The organism is Actinoplanes sp. NPDC051633 (assembly GCF_040681735.1).
In the GTDB taxonomy this organism is placed as follows: Bacteria; Actinomycetota; Actinomycetes; order Mycobacteriales; family Micromonosporaceae; genus Actinoplanes.
The window spans coordinates 1-2,673 of the sequence record NZ_JBFAZH010001060.1 but is presented as its reverse complement, the minus strand read 5'-3'; the positions used below and the strand labels follow the sequence as shown (position 1 = coordinate 2,673).

At 74.4% G+C, this 2,673-nt stretch carries 1 protein-coding gene and 1 pseudogene; both read left to right on the top strand.

Annotated features, from left to right (window positions below; all coding sequences use genetic code 11):
• On the top strand, positions 1 to 1,009 hold a 1,009-nt coding region (locus tag AB0M20_RS36885), incomplete at its 5' end, for a HAMP domain-containing sensor histidine kinase (RefSeq protein WP_364305354.1).
• A gap of 264 nt (positions 1,010 to 1,273) precedes the next feature.
• A pseudogene (locus AB0M20_RS36880) lies at positions 1,274 to 2,673 on the top strand (hypothetical protein); the annotation flags it as partial.

Below are 2,673 nucleotides of genomic sequence, written 5' to 3'. Positions count from 1 at the left end.
CGGCACCGCCCGCGACCTCTGGCTGCTGCTGGGCATCGCGCTGTTCCTGGTGGCCGGCTCGGTGATCGTGGTCGACCGGCTGGCCCGCGGCGCGGTCAACTCGGCGCGCAACCTGGTGCAGGCGGCGCTCGCGATCGGCGGCGGCGACCTGGGCGTGCGGATCCAGCCCTCCGGCCCGCGCGAGCTGGCCGAGGCCGGGTACGCGTTCAACCGGATGGCCGACCGCCTGATCACCTCGCGGACCAGCGAGCGGGAGATGGTCGCCGACCTGTCGCACCGGCTGCGCACCCCGCTGACCGTGCTGCGGCTCGACGCCGAGGCGCTGGACCCCGACGACACCCACATCGGCGAGTATTCGGCGGCCGAGCTCGACCGGCGGCGCGGCATCCGGCGCATCCGGCAGGCCATCGTCGCGCTGGAGGACGAGGTCGACCAGCTCATCAACACCACCCGCAAGGCGGTGGCGGCGCAGGTCGCGGCCACCCCGGAGATGGGCGTGTGCGACGCCGCCGAGGTGGTCCGCGAGCGCATGGTCTTCTGGGCCGCGCTGGCCGGCGACCAGGACCGGCAGCACCGGGTGGTCGGCGCGCATCTGCGCACCCCGGTCCAGGTGGCCCGCGCCGAGCTTGCCGCCGCGCTGGACGCGGTGCTCGGCAACGTCTTCCGCTACACGCCGCAGGGCACCGCCTTCGAGGTCGCGATCTCGCGACGGGACGGCTGGGTCGCGGTCCGGGTGGACGACGCCGGGCCGGGCATCCCGGACCCCGAGCGGGCGATGAAACGTGGCGAGAGCAACCAGGGATCGACGGGTCTCGGCCTGGACATCGCCCGCCGCGCGGCCCAGTCCACGGGCGGCTCGGTCAGTCTGGACCGGGCGGCGATGGGCGGGGCCAGCGTGGTGATGCTGTTCGCCGACGCGGACGCGCCCCCGAAGCAGGCGAGCCGGTTCGGTCTGGTAGGAAGACTGGCTCGTGAACGTGATCCGATCCGGAGGCGCAGGCCGCATTGATCGAACTGAGAGGACCCCGTCCCAAGGGGGAAATCGCACCTGGCGGGCGAAATACTCCAGACGGTACAACAATTGCTTAGATCTGTATTAAGGCCGTTCCCCTGGCGCTCCGGGGCTGGCACTCTTCACTCCGATCCCATCCGGCTTCCCGGCCCGAACCCCGCAGATCGTCCCCGCAACCTGGGCCGGCGAAGCTCACGCGCGGTGGGAGGCGGTAACCCCATGACCCCCTCCCACCGCGCACCCGCCCCCCGAGGAGTCGTCTTGCCCGCGCACCGACGGTCGGCGTCGCGCGGTCCTGCGGCTCCGCGTGACGGGATCCGCCGCGCCGCGCCGAAGCGCCGCGCGGGCGGCCGGCGCCGGGCGCTCCGGGTGTTCCCGGTGGCACTGTGCGTCTTCCTGCTGGGCCTCGGCGCGGTCGCCGGGCCGTCCGTGGTGGACGGCAGCTTCTTCGGCGGGAGCGCGACGGACGCGCAGCGGTTCCGGCCGGCCGGGCTGCCGGCGGACGCGCCGGCCGAGGGCCTGGTCTACGGCGACCTGATCCCGGCGGCGAAGGACTCGCTGTGCGCGGGCGCGTACGAGATCGACGAGCTGACCTGCACGCACGGCCCCGAGCTCACCCCGCCCGGTCTCAAGGTGGCCCGCGACGTCGCGCCGGTGACCAGCCGATCGCCCGAGCCGCGGGCGCCGGCCCGCGAGGCCGACCGGGTCCCGCCGGACGCCGAGCTCGTCCGCGACGAGGGTGGCAGCCTGCTGACCGCGGGCAAGCCGGCCCTGCTGCCGGACGCGGCGCCCGGCGACGCCGACTTCGTGATGGGCAACCACGGCGTGGCCTGCGAGGGCGACGGCCGCACCGGCAAGCGCGTGCAGGTGATGTACCTGCACGCGTACGGCACACCGAGCCGGTTCACCGATTTCGCCGGGTCGATCCGGGTCTGGGCCGCCGGGGTGGACGCGATCTACGACGCCTCGGCCGCGGAGACCGGCGGTTCCCGGCACATCCGATACGTGACCACACCGTCGTGCCGGGTGGACGTCGCCGAGGTGCAGGTGCCGCGCGACGGGCTGGCGTCGTTCCGCAAGTCGATCGACGCGCTCCGCACGCTCGGCTACGACCGCACCGACCGCAAGTACCTGATCTTCGCCGACGCCAACGTGTACTGCGGGATCAGCACGTTCGTGCCGGACGACCGGCCGGGCGCGGGCAACCGCAACAACGGCGGCCCGGCGTTCGCCCGCGTGGACTCGGGCTGCTGGTCGGCGTCGATGGCCGCGCACCAGGTGACCCACGCGCTCGGGGCGATGCTGCGCGGCTCCCCGCGGGCGTCCGGCGTGGGCGACTGCACCGACGACCACGACCTGCTGTGCAGTGGCCGGTCGGGCCGCAGCACGATGTGCCCGAAGAAGCACGAGAACCGCTTGGACTGCGGCCACGACGACTACTTCTCGATCAACCCGCCGAAGCGGAGCTGGCTGGCTCAGCACTGGAACGTGGCCCGCAGCGAGTTCCTGCTGCGCAGCGACGGCGGCGACGACGTGCCGGACGCGCCGGGCGCCGTGGTGCCGGCCGGCCCCGGCGACGAGCCGGCCGCGCCGCCCGCCGTGGAGCCGCCCCCGGCGCCGGAGCCGGCGCCGGAAGCGTCCGAGCCGGTCGGCGGAGACGC